The 20,774-nt window shown below is 59.8% G+C and carries 13 protein-coding genes; 5 read left to right on the forward strand and 8 right to left on the reverse strand.

The window, feature by feature from the left end; translation table 11 throughout:
* Window positions 1-46 precede the first annotated feature (46 nt).
* The 3 genes from LAB08_RS12080 to LAB08_RS12090 form a co-directional block, all read right to left on the reverse strand.
* A complete protein-coding gene (locus LAB08_RS12080) occupies window positions 47-1,891 on the reverse strand; it encodes an amidohydrolase (RefSeq protein ID WP_172901678.1) in 1,845 nt (614 codons plus the stop codon).
* Between the two features lie 293 nt (window positions 1,892-2,184).
* Window positions 2,185-2,499 carry an SCP2 sterol-binding domain-containing protein gene (locus LAB08_RS12085; RefSeq protein ID WP_096511982.1) on the reverse strand — a complete coding sequence of 105 codons (315 nt, stop codon included), beginning with the start codon at window positions 2,497-2,499 and terminating at the stop codon, window positions 2,185-2,187.
* Between the two features lie 78 nt (window positions 2,500-2,577).
* Window positions 2,578-3,288, reverse strand: coding sequence for a histidine phosphatase family protein (locus LAB08_RS12090; protein ID WP_096511981.1), 711 nt, complete (start codon window positions 3,286-3,288; stop codon window positions 2,578-2,580).
* Between the two features lie 201 nt (window positions 3,289-3,489).
* On the opposite strand from LAB08_RS12090, the gene sohB reads away from it, so the two are divergent.
* Window positions 3,490-4,512, forward strand: coding sequence for a protease SohB (gene sohB, locus LAB08_RS12095; RefSeq protein WP_096511980.1), 1,023 nt, complete (start codon window positions 3,490-3,492; stop codon window positions 4,510-4,512).
* 237 nt (window positions 4,513-4,749) lie between these two features.
* A complete protein-coding gene (locus tag LAB08_RS12100) occupies window positions 4,750-8,637 on the forward strand; it encodes a dermonecrotic toxin domain-containing protein (RefSeq protein ID WP_096511979.1) in 3,888 nt (1,295 codons plus the stop codon).
* Window positions 8,638-8,693: 56 nt separating this feature from the next.
* Here LAB08_RS12100 and LAB08_RS12105 read toward each other — a convergent pair whose 3' ends face one another.
* Together LAB08_RS12105 and LAB08_RS12110 are read right to left on the reverse strand one after the other, a co-directional pair.
* Window positions 8,694-9,188: a DUF934 domain-containing protein gene (locus LAB08_RS12105; RefSeq protein WP_096511978.1), complete on the reverse strand. Its 495-nt coding sequence runs from the start codon at window positions 9,186-9,188 to the stop codon at window positions 8,694-8,696.
* Entirely contained in the window at window positions 9,172-10,830 is a 1,659-nt protein-coding gene (locus tag LAB08_RS12110) for a nitrite/sulfite reductase (protein ID WP_096511977.1), read from the reverse strand. Before LAB08_RS12110 ends, LAB08_RS12105 begins: the two co-directional genes overlap by 17 nt.
* A gap of 521 nt (window positions 10,831-11,351) precedes the next feature.
* Here LAB08_RS12110 and LAB08_RS12115 point away from each other — a divergent pair.
* Window positions 11,352-12,449 carry an ABC transporter substrate-binding protein gene (locus tag LAB08_RS12115; RefSeq protein ID WP_096511976.1) on the forward strand — a complete coding sequence of 366 codons (1,098 nt, stop codon included), beginning with the start codon at window positions 11,352-11,354 and terminating at the stop codon, window positions 12,447-12,449.
* Here LAB08_RS12115 and LAB08_RS12120 read toward each other — a convergent pair.
* On the reverse strand, window positions 12,446-12,664 hold the full coding sequence (locus LAB08_RS12120) for a DUF2970 domain-containing protein (RefSeq protein WP_096511975.1): 219 nt from the start codon (window positions 12,662-12,664) through the stop codon (window positions 12,446-12,448). The genes LAB08_RS12115 and LAB08_RS12120 overlap by 4 nt on opposite strands.
* A 195-nt stretch (window positions 12,665-12,859) precedes the next feature.
* Window positions 12,860-16,570 (reverse strand): methionine synthase, encoded by a 3,711-nt coding sequence (gene metH, locus LAB08_RS12125; protein ID WP_096511974.1) that lies wholly within the window; start codon window positions 16,568-16,570, stop codon window positions 12,860-12,862.
* Window positions 16,571-16,726: 156 nt separating this feature from the next.
* Between metH and LAB08_RS12130 the strand changes: the two genes are divergently transcribed.
* The gene (locus LAB08_RS12130) at window positions 16,727-19,012 is read left to right on the forward strand and encodes a fatty acid cis/trans isomerase (protein ID WP_096511973.1); all 2,286 of its coding nucleotides are present in this window, start codon (window positions 16,727-16,729) and stop codon (window positions 19,010-19,012) included.
* Between the two features lie 193 nt (window positions 19,013-19,205).
* On the forward strand, window positions 19,206-19,790 hold the full coding sequence (gene nfuA / locus LAB08_RS12135) for a Fe-S biogenesis protein NfuA (protein WP_007912592.1): 585 nt from the start codon (window positions 19,206-19,208) through the stop codon (window positions 19,788-19,790).
* A gap of 143 nt (window positions 19,791-19,933) precedes the next feature.
* On the opposite strand, the gene cobM is transcribed toward nfuA, so the two are convergent.
* Complete coding sequence (cobM, locus tag LAB08_RS12140) at window positions 19,934-20,680, reverse strand: precorrin-4 C(11)-methyltransferase (RefSeq protein ID WP_096511972.1); 747 nt, start codon at window positions 20,678-20,680, stop codon at window positions 19,934-19,936.
* Between the last annotated feature and the right edge of the window lie 94 nt (window positions 20,681-20,774).

Here is a 20,774-nt window from a genome sequence, read left to right on the forward strand (position 1 = left end):
GCAGGCTCGCTCCTACAATGGATTCTTCGTATTCGTTGGATCACCGTTAAAACGCAAAACACGAACAGCCAAACGCTCCCCAGAACGCCCGGAAGTCACTGACCGGCGCATTCGACAATCGCGCACGTTCATGACGGTGCGCATGTACCGCACATGCGCCGACGCATTGATGAACCTGCGCAGTCAGCGGTGCCGCTTTCCAATGCCCCGGCACCTTGGCCACTGGCGACCACTCAGGCACCACCGGAATCGGCGGCGGCCCGAGTTTTTCGAATTCGGCGCTGCCATGGACAATCTTGCCATCGACGATGGTCAGCACCGCTTCGATGTCCTTGATGGCGTGGTCCTCGATGTGGAAATAGTCCGCCGACAGCGCAATCAGATCCGCCAGTTGCCCGACCTTGATCTGGCCCTTCTTGCCTTGCTCGGAGGAGAACCAGGCGCTGCCGTGGGTGAACAGTTCCAACGCGGTATCGCGGCTCAAGCCGTGCGGATACAGCTCCAACCCGCCGACAGTACGGCCGCTGACCAGCCAGTACAATGAAGTCCAGGGGTTGTAACTCGATACCCGCGTGGCGTCGGTGCCGGCACCCACCGGTATGCCTTCGGCCAGCATGCGGGCAATCGGCGGTGTGGTTTCGGCAGCTTTTGCGCCATAACGCTCGACGAAGTACTCACCCTGGAACGCCATGCGGTCCTGAATCGCGATGCCACCGCCCAGGGCTTTGACCCGCTCGATGTTCTGCGGGGTGATGGTTTCGGCGTGGTCGAAAAACCATGGCAGGCCATCGAACGGGATGTCGCGATTGACCTTTTCGAACACGTCGAGCATGCGACTGATGGATTCGTTGTAGGTCGCGTGCAAACGGAATGGCCAGCGTTGTTCCACGAGATGACGGACCACCGGCTCCAGGTCTTGCTCCATACCGGCGGGCAGGTCCGGACGCGGTTCGAGGAAGTCCTCGAAGTCGGCGGCGGAGAACACCAGCATTTCCCCGGCGCCGTTGTGTCGCAGGAAGTCATCGCCCTGACCGTACTGAGAGGTCGAGGTCCAGTGTTTGAAGTCGACCAGTTCTTCCTTGGGTTTCTGGGTGAACAGGTTGTAGGCGATACGCACCGTGAGTTGCTGGTCCTTGGCCAACTGCTGGATGACCTGATAGTCATCCGGGTAGTTCTGGTAGCCGCCGCCGGCATCGATGGCGCTGGTAACCCCCAGGCGATTGAGTTCGCGCATGAACTGACGGGTCGAGTTGACCTGATGCTCCAGTGGCAGCTTCGGCCCCTTGGCCAGGGTCGCGTACAGAATCATCGCATTGGGTCGGGCGATCAGTATGCCGGTGGGGTCGCCATTGGCATCACGCTGGATTTCGCCGCCCGGCGGGTTCGGCGTGTCACGGGTATAACCCACCACTTTCAGGGCAGCACGGTTTAGCAGGGCGCGGTCGTACAGATGCAGGACGAACACCGGGGTGTCGGGCGCGGCCTTGTTCAGTTCGTCGAGGGTCGGCAGGCGCTTTTCGGCGAACTGGAATTCGTTCCAGCCACCGACCACGCGCACCCATTGTGGCGTTGGTGTGCGGTCGGCCTGTTCCTTGAGCAGGCGCAAGGCGTCGACCAGCGACGGAACACCTTCCCAACGCAGCTCGAGGTTGTAGTTGAGGCCACCGCGGATCAGGTGCAGGTGCGAGTCGTTGAGGCCGGGAATCACCGTGCGCCCGTGCAGGTCGATGACTTGCGTAGTGGGGCCTTGCAAGGCCATGGCCTGGGCATCACTGCCGACCACCACGAAATGCCCGTCCTTGATCGCGACGGCACTGGCCTGGGGTTTCTTGCGGTCGACGGTGTGCAGGCGACCGTTGTACAGGATGAGGTCGGCGGGTACTTGCGGCATCGTTTTACTCCCTGCGAACAGCGGGCTGACCCAGGCACCCACGGCACCCGCAGAAAGGCCTTGAAGTACGTGGCGGCGGTTGATGCCGTTGTGGTCGTCAGATGGGCTCATGCCAGTGCTCTCCGCAACTTGAGTCGAGGACAAACAACCGCTGGCTGACGCAGGCGGCCAGAAGGAATATAGACGGCAAATCCATTGCCAGTCGTTTCCCGGCGCCGAAAACGACGAATCCCGCCACAAGGGGCGGGATTCGTGTGCAGCCAGGGAGGCTCCCGAAACAGGGAGCCGCCGTCTTAGGCCGGGAACAGCTCGGACAGTTTCATTGCCAGCATCATGTCGCCTTCGGCGCGCAGCTTGCCACCCATGAACGCCTGCATGCCGTCGGTTTCGCCGTTGACGATGCCTTCCAGGGTTTCGCCGTCCATCACCAGGGTCACCTGGGCGTCCGGGTTCTCGCCTTCCTGCAGTTCGCAGGTGCTGTCCTTGACGATCAGCGAGAAGTTCTTGGTGTCGTCGATGCGGAAACCGAAGACCAGATCCAGACCGGCAGCAGCGGCTGGGTTGAACTTGGCTTTCATTGCTTGTACGGCATCAGCTACGGAGGTCATGGTTTGATCCTTTTTTTGGTCATTGGAGCAGGGTAATAAGAGCTGGGTGATTACAGCCAGGGTCACAATAGTCCGGACTCAGCGAAACGTGATGAGTTCCGGGGCCTTCAGCAGTTGCAGGTGTGCATGACTGTTGAAGGAAGCCAGGGCCACCTCGCGACCACGAAACTTCAGGTGGTTGAGCGAGGTGTTGACGATTTGCCAGTTCAGTTCAAAGGCCTGCCGCGCAGGCATTTGCGTGATGAGGTGGAGCAGGGCGGTGATGGTGCCGCCGGAGGTGAACACTGCAATCTTCTGGGTGTTGTCGGCGCTTTCAAGGATTCTGTGCAGACCCGCCCGAACCCGCTCGACGAAGGCCAGCCAGCTTTCCAGCTCCGGGGTGTCGTAGGTGCCGGCCAGCCAGCGTTCGATGATCAGGGCGAAGATGCGCTGGAACTCGGCGCGGTTTTGCGCGGCGTTGCGCAAGATGTTCAAGGCTTCGGGTTCGTCCGGCAGCATGGCCGGCAACAGCGCGCGGATCACCGCGTCGGCATCGAACTCATTGAAGGCGGAATCGGTTTCCAGGATCGGTACCGGCAGGCCCACGGCGGCAAACTGTGCCAGCGCGCTGTTGGCCGTATGCTGCTGGCGGCGCAGGTCGCCCGCCAGGCAGCGATCGAAGCTGATACCGAGTTCGGCCAGGTGTTGGCCGAGGATTTCCGCCTGGCGAATACCGATGGGCGACAGGACGTCATAGTCGTCTGCACCGAAGGAGGCCTGGCCATGTCGAATCAAATAGATGCTGCCCACGTCCGCGTCGTCCCGGTACGTTGAAGGTTTGGCGAGGTTATGAGGATGGCGGTGAGCTGTCAATGAAAAAACATACGCTTGTTTGAAATGTCCGTTACAGGCCCGTTTCCAGAGGTTTCACGGCTGGCCGCAAGGGCGGCGCATGGGTATGCTGGAGGTATCCCGCGCGCTTCCATACCGCGCATCGTTTAAGGAGTCCCTGTGGAGTTTTTGTCCGAGTACGCCGTTTTCCTGGCCAAGACCGTGACCCTGGTGATCGCCATTCTGGTGGTCCTGGCCAGTTTCGCGGCATTGCGCAGCAAAGGTCGACGCAAGTCCGCCGGCCAGTTGCAGGTCAGCAAGCTCAATGATTTCTACAAAGGGCTGCGCGAGCGCCTGGAGCAAACCTTGCTCGACAAGGACCAGCTCAAGGCCTTGCGCAAGTCCCAGGCTAAAACCGATAAAAAACAGAAGAAAAAGCCCGAGGCCAAGCCGCGGGTGTTCGTGCTGGATTTCGACGGCGACATCAAGGCCTCGGCCACTGAAAGCCTGCGTCACGAAATCACCGCGCTGCTGACCCTCGCCACGCCCAAGGATGAAGTCGTGCTGCGCCTGGAGAGCGGCGGTGGCATGGTGCACAGCTACGGCCTGGCATCCTCGCAACTGGCGCGCATCCGTCAGGCCGGCATTCCATTGACCGTATGCATCGACAAGGTCGCGGCCAGTGGCGGCTATATGATGGCGTGCATCGGCGAGAAGATCATCAGCGCCCCATTTGCGATCCTCGGTTCGATCGGGGTGGTGGCGCAATTGCCCAACGTCAATCGCCTGCTGAAGAAGCACGACATCGACTTCGAAGTGCTGACCGCCGGCGAGTACAAACGCACCCTGACGGTGTTTGGCGAAAACACCGAGAAGGGCCGCGAGAAGTTCCAGGAAGACCTGGATATCACTCACCAGCTGTTCAAGAACTTCGTTTCCCGCTATCGCCCTCAACTGGCCATCGATGAAGTGGCCACCGGCGAAATCTGGCTGGGTGTCGCCGCGCTGGACAAACAACTCGTGGACGAACTCAAGACCAGCGACGAATACCTGGCCGAACGCGCCAAACAGTCCGAGCTTTATCACTTGCACTATGCCGAACGCAAAAGCCTGCCGGAACGCATCGGCATGGCGGCCAGCGGGTCGGTCGACCGCGTATTGCTGAGCTGGTGGAGCCGACTGACCCAGCAACGCTTCTGGTAACCCGCCTGTAGGAGCGAGCTTGCTCGCGATGGACGTCAACGATACCGCTGGAGGCCTGGCATCCCGCGGTGCTCTCAGGATCATCGCGAGCAAGCTCGCTCCTACAGGGTATTCTGAGCATTCGCCGTTTCTATCCGGACACAGCGAACTTTCCTAAAATCGCTGTCGATCACTCCCACATTGCAGAGCGCTCAGATTGGTTAGGGTGAAGTCCCCCAATCTGCAACGGACTGCAAAATGTACGAACGATCAGACGACCATATCCCTCATCCGCGCCCCGCATCACCTCTGCCCATGCGCGACGAACTCAAATTCGCCGTGGAAGCCGCCTTACCGCAAACCCCGTCGCAATTCGGCGAACACCTGATCAAGGAGAAGTGGGGGCGAGATCTTGATCCGCAGACAGCGCACTTGGTCACGCTGCATTACGACTATTGGCTGCGTCCCGAGCCGGACGGCAGCCATCGCGGATGCGTGGCACGTTCGCGGTCGTTGGTGCAGGCGCTATTGTCCGATTACCAGACTGTTGGCGATGGCCGGTTTGGCGAAACGGCCTTCGGTTTGTACACGCCACCGGAGGTTGGTCCGACGGTGCGCCTGATGGAGGAGCCCGAACCGACTGACGACCACCGCACTTATGAAGGTATTTACCGGCGCTCGATCCCGCAAACCTATGGGCCACACACGCAAATCAACCTGCGGCCCGCCGATTTCAAACAATGGGTTTGGAAGCTGGATTTCAAGGACTTGTATCAGGCGTATGTCGACAAAACCTGGCCTTCTGACGAAAGACTCGCCGAGTCCAGTCCCTATTCCCTGAGAACCTCGACCAAAGCGGCTTTTGTCATGAGCGCCTGGCTGCAGCATCGTGAAAACTGCCTGTCTCTGCGTGGCTTGGAGCTCGCCATGCAGGCTGCTGCTTTGCCACCCGATCAGGCATGGGAATCGCTGACCCTGCAGCAAGTGCAAGCGCCGACGCGGATACCCTCAAGTGTCGAGGCCAGCCGTCTGAAGCTCTATCGTTACACCGCGAGGGATATCTGGTGCTACCGCGACCGGGCCAGCGGCAGGGTGTTGATGTACATCCCCGGTAACTCCTCACCGTTGCACGAGTTTTCCGATACCGAGCAGTTGCGTCGCTGGATCGTGGAGCAGGGCAAGGTGCTTGAAACAAAACAGGCATTGGCTGCGCACTTCGCCGATGAGGATCGTGTCGACGGAACGTTTCATGCGGGGGTTCTGACTGCACTGGACGGAATCGCGATGTATCCCAAGGAGCATCGACTCACCCGAGAGGCCGGTTTTTTCAATGACGATGGTTACTGGGATCCAGGCGAATACATCGGCTTGGACCTTGCGTCCACAAAAACCGATCCCTTCGCGCAGCTGGTGTTGACGATGAAGCAGGCGGCCCAAGCGAGTGTCGCGACCATTCGCGATGATGCTCAAGTCAACCGTGCCAATCTGAGCGGCATCGTCGAGCCGATCGTCCAGTGGGTGAATCAATTCGGCCCATTGGCGCTTTTTGTACCGGGCGGCGAGGGGCTGCTGGCCCTGGCCGGGCTGATTGATGCCGGTTACGGCCTGGACCAGGCCATTAACGGTGAGTCGGCGCACGCGCGTTCCCAGGGCGTGACACGCACGGTATTCGGCTTGCTCAATGCGTTGCCGTTGGCTGCGGGTGTCGCCTCGTTGAGCGCCGAAGGGAAGGAGGTGGCCGCGCTGGCGAGGAATGTGGATGAGGAGGCTTCGGCCATGCCGAGGCCCGAATCTGCTGTGGCACCTTCGCGGCCGGTGCTGCCATTGCCGTCGCGCATCGACCTCCTGCGAGGCATCGGAGCCCCCGCCGGCACGTTCAGCGATGAGGTGCTGGCCCAGATCGGCAAAGTCAGCGCAGTCGATGATGACATGCTGCGCCTGATGCAGGCAGGGCGACCACCGACCCCGATGCTGGCGGACACGATCGAGCGGTTCAGGATCGATCAGGAGGTCGCTGCAATTGCTGATTCATTGCCTGCCCGCAGGGAAATGTTCAATCAGCGCTACCAGGTACTCCAGCAATCGGAGCACGAATGGGTGCGATTGTTTCAACGACAATATCCCGACCTGCCCAAGTCTGCCGTGGAGCAGATGCTCGACCGTTATGGCATCGATTTCAAGGCACCACCCGACGCCGTCGAAGCCAGGCGGCTGTTCAAACAGTTGGACAGCAAGGCTCGCCAGTACCAGCAGCATGTGCGCCTCAATCGTGCCTATGAGGGGCTTTATCTACGTTCGATCACCAGTCCTGAGACGGGGACGTTGGCATTGCATTCGCTGAGAAAGCTGCCCGGATGGCCCAAGACGCTACGAATCGAAGTGTATGACCTTTCGCCCATCGGCCGTGTGCTGGATCACAGCGGTCCGCTCGATGCGCCTGACTGTCGACGCTTGATCAAGGTTGATGATCGTTATCTGCCGTACAGCTTTTCACTCCAACCTTCAGCGGGCACAAGTTTTTATGAGGCTATTGTCGGTGTTCTGTCCGAGGAAGAACGTTCGGCCTTGCAGCTCTTGTCAAAGGAGCCCGCCGCTGAGCTCAAGCGCTCAATCAGCGATCATGCGTTGTCGCGTTCAGAGCTTGGCCTTGGGTTGGGCAGGATGGACTCAAGGTTGCCTTTCGAGGCGCAGGGGCTCAAGGGGGGAGGTTATCCAGGAACGCCTCAGGAAGCGGTTTTGACGCATGCCGTGATGAGATTGCAGCTCAAGGATATTTACCCCGAGTTTTCCGACGATGAGGCCGATGCAATGTTGCAGCAGCTGGGAGGCGGGGCTCAGGCGTATGTCGACCGGTCAAGGCTCGAGCTGCAGCAGCTGTTCGTGGATCTGGATGGCTGGCTTGACCGGGTGACGGATGATATCGACGACATGGATATCGGATTCCTGCAAATGGGTGATCCCGGCACTGAAGGGCTGACCCACCTGCAAATTGGAATGCTCAATGCGCAGCGATTGCAAGACACGATTGCCTATGAACGGGAAACCCGCGGCGAACTCGGTGACGAACTGGTTGCCATCTTTCAAAAACGGGCTCCTCAGCAAAACAGCCATTACTCAGGCAATCATGTCGACGGCTTTACGATGAATATGAGCCACGAAGACTTTCATCGACTTCCGGAGCTGAACGTGCGCTTCAACGATGTGGTTGAACTCAATCTTGAACATTTCCATTTGTTCGAACGCGAGACCCTGAATGGCTTTTTGGGGCGTTTTCCAAAACTGCGCAGCCTGAATCTGGAAGGCACTGACTTGCGATTGCCCAACAACAATGGGGAACTGGAGAGTTCATTGCCGTCCACGATTCCTCAGTTGCGGCATCTCGTTTCGTTGAATTTGAGTTCTACCGAGCTGAGGTTCCAGGAAAGTACCGCAGCGCAACTAAGCCAACTGATTAATCTTCAGTCACTGGATTTAAGTGAAAACCCGTTGGGTGTGCCTCCCGTCGTATTGGGCATGGACCAGTTGCGCACGCTTAAGCTGAACGACACAAGAATCAGGAATTGCCCGGTCGGGATTATGGAACGGCCATACCTGACCACGCTGGATTTGCGTAACAACCAGATTAACCGTGTTCCGCAAGCTGTATTGAACCAGGCCATCGCCAGGGATCGAGTGCTGCTGTGGAACAATCCCCTGACCGACGAGGACACCTTGCAGCGGCTGGTCAGGCATCGGGAGCAAACCGGTATCAACCTGTGGCTGAGCAGTCCGGGAACTGGCTATTCAGATTCGGCCGCCTGGTTGCGCGGGCTGCCAGGAGCGCAGCAGGATGCCCACCTGCAAATCTGGCAGCGATTGGCGCTCAAACAATCCGGCATGAGATTTTTGGGGACGATCAATACACTGAGCCTTACCCCGGATTTCCTCGTGGGTTATTCAGCGCTTCAGTCACGGGTATGGCAGCTCTTGAGTGAGGCGGATGCCTCGGATCTGCTGTGGGAGCAATTGGTGCAGGTTGTTCCTCGGGCATTGGCAGCAGCGGACAATCCGTTTGTCGTGTTCAGGGCAATGGAGGACCGCGCGAGGCTTCACGCCAACTGGGTGGCGATGGGGCAACCGTTTCCGGTCGGGGAGCATCAGCCCTGAAAACAAAAAAGCCTGGCTCCGTTTTGGAGCCAGGCTTTTTCATTCAAGCGCAGACTTCAACGACGACGGAACAGCGGCAGCGGTTCGTCAGTGGCGGCCTGATAGGTCACCGAGAAGTCCTTGAGACCTTCCAGGGCTTCGTACGGGTCTTTGTCGGCGCGGATGGCAAAGGCATCGAAACCGCAGCGGTGCATGTAGAACAACTGGTCGCGCAACACATCGCCAATCGCCCGCAGTTCGCCTTTGAACCCATAACGGTCACGCAGCAGGCGGGCATTGGAGTAGTTGCGGCCATCGGTGAAGGCCGGGAAGTTCAAGGCAATGACCTGGAAGCTTGCCACGTCTTCACCGATCTCTTCGGCTTCTTCATCGGCATCCAGCCACACGCCCAGGCCGCCGTCGCGGGCCAGAAGCATGCGGCTGTGTTCACGCCACAACTGCAACGGGACGATGTAGTCGTCGCAGTTGGTGATTTCGTCGATGTTGAAATCCTTGGGCAGCAGGTGCCAGGTTTCGTCGACGACTTCGTTGTTCTTAATGATTCGCTGCATAGACGCGTTCCTTGAAGAGGTCGATGCCGATACGCTGATAAGTGTCGATGAAGCGCTCGTCTTCGGTACGTTGTTCGATGTACACGTCGATCAGCTTTTCGATCACGTCAGGCATATCGTCCTGTGCGAAGGAGGGCCCAAGGATCTTGCCCAGGCTGGCGTCACGGCTGGCGCTGCCGCCGAGGGACACCTGGTAGAACTCTTCGCCTTTCTTGTCCACTCCGAGAATGCCGATGTGGCCGACGTGGTGGTGACCGCAGGCGTTCATGCAACCGGAGATGTTCAGGTCCAGTTCGCCGATGTCGAACAGGTAGTCCAGGTCGTCGAAGCGGCGCTGGATCGATTCGGCGATCGGGATCGACTTGGCGTTGGCCAGGGAGCAGAAATCGCCGCCCGGGCAGCAGATGATGTCGGTCAGCAGGCCGATGTTCGGCGTGGCGAAACCTTTCTCGCGCAACTCGCCCCACAGGGTGAACAGCTTGTCCTGCTCGACGTCGGCCAGGATGATGTTCTGCTCGTGGGAGGTGCGCAATTGGCCGAAGCTGTAGCGCTCGGCCAGATCGGCCACGGCGTCGAGCTGCTTGTCGGTGATGTCGCCCGGTGCAACGCCGGTCGGCTTCAGCGACAGCGTCACCGCCACATAACCCGGCTTCTTGTGGGCCAGGGTATTGCGGGTACGCCAGCGGGCAAAGCCCGGGTGTTCCTTGTCGAGCTCGGCCAGTGCGGCGCTCTGGTTGTCCAGGGCCTTGTAGTCCGGATCGACGAAGTGTTTGGCGACGCGATGCACTTCGGCTTCGGTCAACGTGGTCTGGCCACCGCGCAGGTGCTCCATTTCCGCATCGACTTTCTGGGCGAAGACTTCAGGCGTCAGCGCCTTGACCAGAATCTTGATCCGCGCCTTGTACTTGTTGTCGCGACGACCGTAGCGGTTGTAGACCCGCAGGATGGCGTCGAGGTAGCTCAACAGGTCCTGCCATGGCAGGAATTCATTGATGAACGCACCCACCACCGGGGTACGGCCCAGGCCACCGCCGACCAGCACACGGAAACCCAGTTCGCCCGCGGCGTTGTGCACCGGCTCCAGGCCGATGTCGTGGACTTCGATGGCGGCGCGGTCGGAGGTCGAACCGTTGACGGCGATCTTGAATTTGCGCGGCAGGTAGGCGAATTCCGGGTGGAAAGTCGTCCATTGACGAACGATCTCGCACCATGGGCGCGGGTCGATCAATTCGTCGGCGGCAACACCGGCGAACTGGTCGGTGGTGACGTTGCGCAGGCAGTTGCCGCTGGTCTGGATCGCGTGCATCTGCACAGTCGCCAGTTCAGCCAGGATGTCCGGGATGTCTTCCACGGCCGGCCAGTTGAACTGCACGTTCTGCCGGGTACTGATGTGGGCATAGCCCTTGTCGTAGTCACGGGCAATTTTCGCCATCATTCGCATCTGGCGCGAAGTCAGTTGGCCGTAAGGCACCGCCACCCGCAACATCGGTGCGAAGCGCTGGATATAAAGCCCGTTCTGCAGGCGCAGGGGGCGGAATTCTTCTTCGCTCAGCTCGCCTGCCAGATAGCGTCGGGTCTGATCACGGAACTGCTTGACGCGGTCCTCGATGATCCGCTGATCGTATTCGTCGTATACGTACATATAAGTCCTGTTCTCAGGCTTGGGTCGCTCGGATACAGCTGCGTTTTTGTGCTTGCCGCAGTCCAGGAGCCTCTGCAATTCTGCGCGCACGGCCGCGCACTCCCTACGGAGCCGGGGCAAGATACCAGTTTGCAGTTATGCGCAAAAGTGATGTTTCAATATATGTAAAGAACCAAATCGCCTAACGAGAATAGTTGTCGGCTAACCCACATTTGTCGTGCGGGCAATCATCGTCTTAACTCTGGTCGAGTCTTTCTGCAATCACCGATAAAACCGACAAGAGGCGATGCAATGAGCAACCCAACCAAAGCAAGGAAAAGCGATAGCACCGTCGATGCCTGGGCGATTCTGTTTCTGATTATCCTGGTCGTCGGCACAGCAGTATTTTGGGTCAGTCATCAATAAGCGACCCCGTCCGGGTCCCGTTCCGACGATTGTCGGACAAAAACCGGAATAAACGCCGTTTTGCGGGCGTTCGCTGGCTATAATGCGCGGCGAATTTCCGGGGGCTCGGACGACCAATGTTGAAGTTTCTGTGTGGCGTACTGCTGACGCTGGGTATGGTCATGTTCATGGTCATTGCACCTTGTGCTCAGGCCGCGTCGGTGCTGTTCCTCAATCCGGGAAACACCCGGGAAGCGTTCTGGGTCAGTTACTCGCAATTCATGCAGGCCGCCGCCAGGGACCTGGGCATGGAACTGCGCATCGAGTACTCCGACCGCAACTCTGAAATTACCCTCGCGCAGGCACGCGAAGCCCTGCAAGGGCCAAAGCGTCCCGACTACCTGGTATTCGTCAACGAGCAATATATCGCCCCCGAGATCCTGCGCCTGGCCCACGGCAGCGGGGTGAAGCTGTTTATCGTCAATAACGCCCTGACCCCGGACCAGATGCGCCTGCTCGGTGCCCGGCCCGACAAGTACCCCGATTGGGTGGGCAGCCTGGTGCCCAACGACGAGGAGGGCGGCTACCTGATGCTCAAGGAGCTGATCCGTCTGCACCCTCCGGTCGCTCCCGGTCAATCCATCGACCTGCTGGCCTTCTCCGGGCTGAAAATCACACCATCCGCGCAGTTGCGTGAAAGGGGCATGCGCCGGGCGTTGGCCGAACACCCTGAAGTGCATCTGCGCCAATTGGTATACGGCGGCTGGACCCGGGAGCGCGCCTATGAACAGGCCAAGCTGTTGTTCAAGCGTTATCCGCAGACATCGCTGGTCTGGTCGGCCAATGACGAAATGGGCTTCGGTGTGATGCGCGCGTTCGAAGAGTCGGGCGGCAAACCCGGCAAGGATGCACTGTTCGGTACCATCAACAATTCACCGGCGGCATTGCACGCGTTGCTGGACAACCGCTTGAGCGTATTGCTGGGCGGGCATTTCAGCCTGGGTGGCTGGGCCCTGGTGCAGTTGCACGACTACGACGAGGGCGTCGACATCAGCCAGTATGGCGGTCGTGACCGGCAGATTCCGTTGTTGCAGCTGATTGACCGGGCGCAAGCCAGGCAGCTGCTGGCGATGGGCGCCTCACAGGATTTCGGTGTGGATTTTCACAAGCTTTCCGCCAAGGGACGACCGACGTCCTATCGTTATCCGTTCAGCCTGCAAACCCTGATGCACTAAACCTTTGCCAGATGCACCACCAGTTGCACGATGCCGTAGAGCGTCAATGCAAACACTACCGTGAACAGGATTCCCAGAATCACGAAATGACTGGGCTTGCCGTGGGTGAAATCCCGTGCCCGGTTTTTCCCGCTCTGCACCCCGAACGCCGCGGCCATGACGCTGTGCAGCATCTGCCAGAAGGTCGGCGGCTTGTTGTCGGCTGGATCGTCCATAAACCCCTCGTCACCTGTGTGTGAAAAGTAAGCATAGTCAATCAACCCTGGGGCGACACAAAACCTGTGGGAGCGGGCTTGCCCGCGATAACGGACTGGCAGTCACCAATAATGTTGACTGGAAAGGCCTCATCGCGGGCAAGCCCGCTCCCACAAGGATCTCTGCCAACCACAATATTGTGGCCGGGAGCTGTTTTAGTCGTCGTAACCCAGGTTCGGCGCCAGCCAGCGCTCGGTCACGCTCAACTCCTGGCCTTTGCGCGACGTGTAGCTCTGCACCTGGTCCTTGTCGATCTTGCCCACGGCGAAGTATTGCGCCTGCGGGTGAGCGAAGTACCAGCCGCTGACTGCCGCTGCCGGGAACATCGCATAGTGTTCGGTGAGGAACACGCCGCTACGGCCGGCACGCATTTCGGCGGCCTCGGGGTCGAGCAACGCAAACAGCGTGGCTTTCTCGGTGTGATCCGGGCACGCCGGGTAGCCCGGGGCAGGGCGGATGCCGGTGTATTGCTCTTTGATCAGCGCCTCGTTGTCGAGGGTTTCGTCCTTGGCGTAGCCCCAGTGCTCTTTACGCACCTGCTGGTGCAGCCACTCGGCGCAGGCCTCGGCCAAACGGTCGGCCAGGGCCTTGACCATGATCGAGTTGTAGTCGTCGCCAGCGTCCTGGTAGGCCTTGGCTACCTCTTCGGCACCGATGCCGGCGGTGGTGATGAAGCCGCCCACGTAGTCGGTCAACTCGCTGTCCTTCGGCGCCACGAAGTCGGCCAGGGAGAAGTTCGGTTTTCCGTCGGTCTTGATGATCTGCTGGCGCAGGTGATGCAGCTTGGCCAATGGCTTGCCGTCATCGCCGTAGAGCTCGATGTCATCGTCGCGTACCTGATTGGCCGGCCAGAAGCCGAACACCGCACGGGCGCTGATCAGCTTTTCGTCGATCAGTTTGGCGAGCATTTCCTGGGCATCGGCGTACAACGCGGTGGCGGCTTCGCCGACCACTTCATCCTGGAGGATGCGTGGGAATTTGCCGGCCAGGTCCCAGGAGATAAAGAACGGCGTCCAGTCGATGTACTCGGCCAGCACCTTGAGGTCGATGTTATCCAGCACTCTGGAACCGGTGAACGTCGGTTTGACCGGCGTGTAGGTGCTCCAGTCGAACTGCGGTTTTTTCGCAATGGATGCGGCGTAGCTCAGGCGTTCGGTACGGGCACTGCGGTTGGCGGTGCGCTCGCGGACTTCGATGTATTCCTCGCGGGTCTTTTCGACGAAACCGGCTTTCAGTTCCTTGGACAACAACTGCGTGGCCACACCCACCGCGCGGGAGGCGTCGGTGACGTACACCACCGCATCGTTGCTGTACTTGGGCTCGATCTTCACCGCCGTGTGCGCCTTGGAGGTGGTGGCGCCACCGATCATCAACGGCAGGTGGAAATCCTGGCGCTGCATTTCACGGGCAACATGGACCATTTCATCCAGCGACGGGGTGATCAGGCCGGACAGGCCAATGATGTCGCACTTCTCTTCCTTGGCCACCTGGAGGATTTTTTCCGCCGGCACCATCACGCCGAGGTCGACGATGTCGTAACCGTTACAACCCAGCACCACGCCGACGATGTTCTTGCCGATGTCGTGTACGTCGCCCTTGACCGTGGCCATGAGGATCTTGCCCTTGGCTTCCGGCTTGTCGCCTTTTTCCAGTTCGATGAACGGGATCAGGTGGGCCACGGCCTGCTTCATTACGCGGGCGGATTTCACCACCTGCGGCAGGAACATTTTGCCGGCGCCGAACAGGTCACCGACGATGTTCATGCCGGACATGAGCGGGCCTTCGATCACTTCGATCGGGCGGGCGAAGGACTGGCGGGATTCTTCGGTGTCTTCGACGATGTGCGTGGTGATGCCCTTGACCAGTGCATGCTCCAGACGCTTGTTGACGTCCCAGTTGCGCCATTCTTCGGTCTCGGCTTCCTTGACGCTGCCGTCGCCCTTGTACTTGTCGGCGATGGCGAGGAGGGCGTCGGTGCCTTCCGGGGTACGGTTGAGGATCACGTCCTCGACCGCGTCACGCAGCTCCACCGGAATCTGGTCGTAGATTTCCAGCTGACCGGCGTTGACGATACCCATGGTCAGGCCGGCGCGGATCGCGTACAGCAGGAATACCGAGTGGATTGCCTCGCGCACCGGGTTGTTGCCACGGAACGAGAACGACACGTTGGACACGCCGCCCGACGTCAGGGCATACGGCAGCTCGTCGCGGATGTAGGCACAGGCGTTGATGAAGTCCACGGCATAGTTGTTGTGTTCTTCGATACCGGTGGCCACCGCGAAGATGTTCGGGTCGAAGATGATGTCTTCCGGCGGGAAGCCGACTTCGTTGACCAGAATGTCGTACGAACGCTTGCAGATCTCTTTCTTGCGCGCTTCGGTGTCGGCCTGGCCGGCTTCGTCGAACGCCATCACCACCACGGCGGCGCCATAGCGCTTGCACAGCTTGGCGTGATGGATGAACTGCTCGACGCCTTCTTTCATGCTGATCGAGTTGACGATGCCCTTGCCCTGGATGCACTTGAGGCCGGCTTCGATCACTTCCCACTTCGAGGAGTCGATCATGATCGGTACGCGGGAGATGTCCGGTTCGCCGGCAATCAGATTGAGGAAGGTCACCATGGCCTTCTTCGAATCGAGCATCCCTTCGTCCATGTTGATGTCGATCACCTGGGCGCCGGCCTCGACCTGCTGCAGGGCGACTTCCAGGGCTTCGGTGTAGTTGTCCTCGCGGATCAGCCGGGCGAATTTGGCGGAACCGGTGATGTTGGTGCGCTCGCCGACGTTGACGAACAGCGAGTTGCGATCGATGGTGAACGGCTCCAGGCCCGAGAGGCGGCAAGCCTTGGGGATTTCCGGAATCTGGCGCGGCGCATAGCCGGCCACGGCCTTGGCGATGGCTTCGATGTGGCCCGGGGTGGTGCCGCAGCAGCCGCCGACGATGTTCAGGAAGCCGCTTTGGGCGAATTCTTCGATGACCTTGGCGGTCTGCGATGGCAGTTCGTCGTACTCGCCGAATTCGTTCGGCAGGCCGGCGTTCGGGTGCGCGGAAACGTGGGTGCCTGCCTTGTTCGACAACTCTTCCAGGTACGGGCGCAATTCGCTGGCACCGAGGGCGCAGTTCAGGCCGACCGAGATCGGTTTGGCGTGGGCCACGGAGTTCCAGAAGGCTTCGGTGGTCTGGCCGGACAGGGTACGGCCGGAGGCGTCGGTGATGGTGCCGGAAATCATGATCGGCAATTCGACGCCCAGTTCTTCATAGACGCCTTGCACGGCGAAGATTGCGGCCTTGGCGTTGAGGGTGTCGAAAATGGTTTCGATCAGGATCAGGTCGACGCCGCCTTCGATCAGGCCTTTGGTGGCCTCGGTGTAGTTTTCCACCAGCTCATCGAAGGTCACGTTGCGGTAGCCGGGGTTGTTCACGTCCGGGGATAGCGAGCAGGTACGGCTGGTCGGGCCGAGCACGCCGGCGACGAAGCGCGGCTTGTCCGGGTTCTCGAGGGTTTTCGCGTCGGCGACCTTGCGCGCCAGGCGGGCGCCTTCTACGTTCAGTTCGTAGGCCAGTGCTTCCATGCCGTAATCGGCCATGGAAATCCGGGTGGCGTTGAAGGTGTTGGTTTCCAGGATGTCGGCGCCGGCATCCAGGTAGGCCTTCTCGATGCCGCCAATCACGTCCGGGCGGGTCAACACCAACAGGTCGTTGTTGCCTTTGACATCGCTCGGCCAGTCGGCGAAGCGTTTGCCCCGGTAGTCCTGCTCTTCGAGCTTGTAGCTCTGGATCATCGTGCCCATGCCGCCATCGAGAATCAGGATGCGCTCTTTGAGGGCGTGCTTGAGAGCTTGAAGGCGGACGCTGCGATCGGACATTGGGACTACTCGAAAAGACCATGACGAAGGGCCGGGATCATAGCAAACCTGTGCGCTTTTGGAGCATGTGCGGGTTTTGCATGAATATCGCTCATGTTGGGCCGTGCGCCAGCCCGGTAGAATCGCGGCGTTTTTTCCAGGATCGGGACCAGGGACATGTCGTATCGCGTCGTCATCAGCACTGTATTGCTGTTTTTAAGCTGGGGCGCGCTGGCGCAGACGCCAGTTATTTCCTACACCCGCGACATTCAACCGATCTTCACCGAAAAGTGTGTGGCCTGCCATGCCTGCTACGACTCCGCCTGTCAGCTCAACCTGGGCAGTGGTGAAGGCGCGGCCCGCGGCGCGAGCAAAACCCCTGTGTACGACGGCGATCGCAGCCAGGCCGCCGCACCGACCCGGCTGTTTTATGACGCCTTCGGCAAGCGTGCCTGGCAGCAGAAGGGCTTCTATTCGGTGCTCGATGCCCAGGGCAGTCAGGCGGCATTGATGGCACGCATGCTCGAACTGGGCCACCGCACGCCATTGCAACCCAATGCCAAACTGCCGGACGACATCGTCCTGGGCCTTAACCGCGACAACCAGTGCGCCATGCCGGCGGAGTTCGACGGCTACGCCAGTTCCCATCCGAAACAGGGCATGCCGCTGGCGGTCACCGGCCTGACCGACCCGCAATACCAGACCCTGCAACGCTGGCTGGCTTCCGGCGCGCCCATTGATGAGCAGGGCCTGGTGCCCAGCACCAGGGAAGCGTTGCAAGTGGTTCAGTGGGAAAACCTGCTCAACGCACCGGGCGCCCGGCAGAGCCTGGTGGGGCGCTGGTTGTTCGAGCACTGGTTTCTCGCACACATTTACTTCAAGGACGGCGAGCCGGGGCATTTCTTCCAGTGGGTGCGTTCGCGCACGCCCACCGGCCAGCCCATTGACCTGATCAATACCCGCCGCCCGAACGACGATCCGGGCGCGCAGTTTTACTACCGCTTGTGGCCGGTGCAGGGGGTGATCGTGCACAAGACCCACATCACCTATCCGCTCAGTGCGGCGAAAATGGCTCGGGTCAAAAGCCTGTTCTATAACGGCAAGTGGCAAGTCAGCGCATTGCCGGGCTATGGACCGCAAAGCCGGGCCAATCCCTTTGCCACCTTCGAAGCGATTCCGGCCCAGGCGCGTTATCAGTTCATGCTCGATAACGCCGAGTATTTTGTGCGTACCTTCATTCGCGGCCCGGTCTGCCGGGGGCAGATCGCCACGGACGTGATCCGTGACAACTTCTGGGCGCTGTTTCAGGCGCCGGAGCATGACCTCTACATCACCGACCCGAACTATCGCGGCCAGGCCACGCCGCTGCTGGCGATGCCGGGGCAGAACGACGATGTCGGCAGTGTCCTGAGCCTGTGGCACGACTACCGCGACAAGCGAAACAAGTACGAAGCCTTGCGCCGTGACAGCTACGCCGAACTGCCGGCGCCGAGCTGGTCGACCCTGTGGGCAGGCAACGATAATGCGTTGCTGAGCATCTTCCGGCACTTCGACAGTGCCTCGGTGACCAAGGGCCTGATAGGCGATGTGCCGCAAACGATGTGGCTGTTCGACTATCCGCTGCTGGAGCGGACGTATTATCAGTTAGCGGTGAATTTCGACGTGTTTGGCAATGTTTCCCATCAAGCCCAGACACGCCTGTACTTCGACCTGATACGCAATGGCGCCGAGCAGAACTTCCTGCGCCTGATGCCCGCCGATTCCCGGGACGGCTACCTCGACGATTGGTACCAGAGCAGCGGCAAATTCAAGATGTGGCTGGATTACGAGTCCATCGACAACGACAAGCCGACCGCGCTGAAACTCGATGCAAAGGACCCGAAACGCGACTTCGCCCTGCAGTTGCTGGCGCGCTACGGCGAGCTCAACGCCAAGCCTGATCCGATCAATCGCTGCGACGGCGCCTACTGTTCGCGACCGAACATCGACCTGGCGTTGCAGAGTGCCGAGCAGGCCTTGAGTCGCCTGGCTTCCCGCCCGGCGGCCGGGCTCAAGGTCATTGATCAACTGCCGGAAGCAACCCTGCTGCGCGTCGAAACGTTAGGCGGGCAGCGTGTGGTGTACAGCCTGCTGCGCAACCGCGCGCACAGCAACGTGGCGTTTTTGCTCGGCGAGTCGCTGCGTTATCAGCCGGGGCTGGATACTTTGACGATTTTCCCTGGCGTACTCAGCAGTTACCCGAACTTCATGTTCAATATTCCGGCCGGGGAAGTTCCGGCGTTCGTGGAGGCGATGGAAAACGCCAAGGATGCCGATCAATTCGAAAAAATCGTCGAACGCTGGGGGATTCGGCGCAGCCATCCGCAGTTCTGGCAGTACTTTCATGACCTGAGCCGCTATATCCACGAGACCGATCCGGTGGAAGAGGGCGTGCTGGACATGAATCGCTACGAAAACCTGTAATCAACCTGTAGGAGCAAAGCTTGCTCGCGATGGCGGTATGCCTGCAAACATTGAGGCTGAATGTGCCGCCGTCATCGCGAGCAAGCTTTGCTCCTACAGGGGGGGGCAGCGGAATCTTTCCCGACAAAAATACTAGGACTTTGTGCGCGGCGATGATTGGCGTAAACTGCGCCCAAGCCTGCGAGGAGTTTCCATGACCGCTATTACCATCACCGACGCCGCCCATGATTACCTGGCTGATCTGCTCTCCAAGCAGAACACCCCGGGCATCGGCATCCGCGTCTTCATCACCCAGCCTGGCACCCAGTATGCCGAAACCTGCATTGCCTACTGCAAGCCGGGCGAAGAAAAACCTGAAGACACTGCGCTGGGGCTGAAAAGCTTCACCGCTTACATCGATCACTTCAGCGAAGCCTTCCTGGACGACGCGGTTGTCGACTACGCCACCGACCGCATGGGCGGCCAGCTGACCATCAAGGCGCCCAACGCCAAAGTACCGATGGTCAACGCCGACAGCCCGGTCAACGAGCGCATCAACTATTACCTGCAAACCGAGATCAACCCGGGACTGGCCAGCCACGGCGGCCAGGTCAGCCTGATCGATGTGGTCGAGGACGGCATCGCCGTTCTGCAGTTCGGTGGCGGTTGCCAGGGCTGCGGCCAGGCAGACGTGACCTTGAAGGAAGGCATCGAGCGCACCTTGCTCGAGCGCATTCCCGAGCTCAAAGGCGTCCGTGACGTCACTGACCACACGCAGAAAGAAAACGCCTACTACTAAGGTGTTCGCTGCAAACATGAAAAACGGCGCCCCGTGAGCGCCGTTTTTTTTATGCGTGAAATTCATGGGCCCCTTCGCGAGCAGGCTCGCTCCCACAGGTGACCGCATTCCATTGTGGGAGCGAGCCTGCTCGCGAAGTGGGCCTAAGGGCGATACAAATGCGCATGCCCGGCACGATACAGCGACGATTCGCTGAAATGATCGCTACCCAACACCCGGCCCACCAGAATCAACGCCGTACGCCGAAACCCCTTCGCTGCAACCTTCCCGGCAATGTCCTCAAGCGTCCCCACCACCCAATCCTGATCCGGCCATGTCGCCCGGTGTATCACCGCAATCGGACAATCCGCACCGTAATGCGGCAGCAACTCAGCCAGGATTTTCTCCAGATGATTGACCCCCAAATGAATCGCCATGGTCGCCCCATGCTGCGCCAGGCTGCCCAGCTCTTCGCCCGCCGGCATGGCGGTTTTGTCCGCGTAGCGGGTCAGGATCACGCTTTGTGACACATCCGGCAACGTCAACTCTGCGCCCAGTAGCGCCGCACACGCTGCCGTCGCGGTCACGCCGGGAATGATTTCGAAAGGAATACCGAGTTCACGCAGGTGGCGAATCTGTTCGCCGATGGCGCCATACAGGCTCGGATCGCCGGAATGCACGCGGGCCACGTCCTGGCCGTTGGCATGGGCGTTTTTGATCAGTTCGATGATCTGTTCCAGATGCAATTCGGCGCTATTGACCACCTGTTCGGCGCAATGGCCTTCCAGTACCGCAGTGGGCACCAGCGAGCCGGCAAAGATGATCACCGGGCAACTGCGAATCAGCCGCTGACCCTTTACGGTGATCAGTTCCGGGTCGCCGGGACCTGCACCAATGAAATAGACGGTCATCGTCAGCTCCTGTGAAAAAGAGGGTCAGTAAAGAGGGCCAGGCAAGCTTCAGATGAAGATTGCTCATGATCGAAGGCGGGGATTATCGGGGATT

The organism is Pseudomonas izuensis (genome assembly GCF_002356535.2).
Lineage (GTDB): Bacteria > Pseudomonadota > Gammaproteobacteria > Pseudomonadales > Pseudomonadaceae > Aquipseudomonas > Aquipseudomonas izuensis.